The 467-nt window shown below is 29.8% G+C and carries 1 protein-coding gene; it reads left to right on the forward strand.

Going from position 1 to position 467, the window contains the following annotated elements:
* Positions 1-18 precede the first annotated feature (18 nt).
* The coding region (locus tag K0039_RS21085; RefSeq protein WP_228106868.1) for a response regulator transcription factor at positions 19-467 on the forward strand (449 nt) is incomplete at its 3' end.

The raw sequence follows: 467 nt of genomic DNA on the forward strand, positions 1-467 counted from the left end.
AAGTTAGGATGTGTAAAAATGAATAATACAGTTCTTGTTGTGGATGATGAAAAGGAAATAAGAGACCTTATAGAGATATATCTTTTAAATAGTGGATATAATGTAATTAAAGCTGAAGATGGAAAAGAGGCTCTAGATATTTTAAAAAAGGAAAATATTCATTTAATGGTATTGGATATAATGATGCCTAAAATGGATGGGATAGAAGTTTGTAGAAAAGTTAGAGAAAGTTTGAATATACCAATACTTATGTTAAGTGCAAAATCAGAAGACATGGATAAAATACAAGGGATAATGACTGGTGCAGATGATTATTTGACAAAACCATTTAACCCACTTGAACTTACTGTGAGAGTGAAGTCACTGATTAGAAGAGCATACTATTTTAGTGGTGCTAATAATGAAGATAAAGATGTCATAAAGGTTGGAGTAGTAATTATAGATAAGGAAAAACATAGTGTAACAGT

This window comes from Terrisporobacter mayombei, assembly GCF_020748465.1.
Lineage (GTDB): Bacteria > Bacillota > Clostridia > Peptostreptococcales > Peptostreptococcaceae > Terrisporobacter > Terrisporobacter mayombei.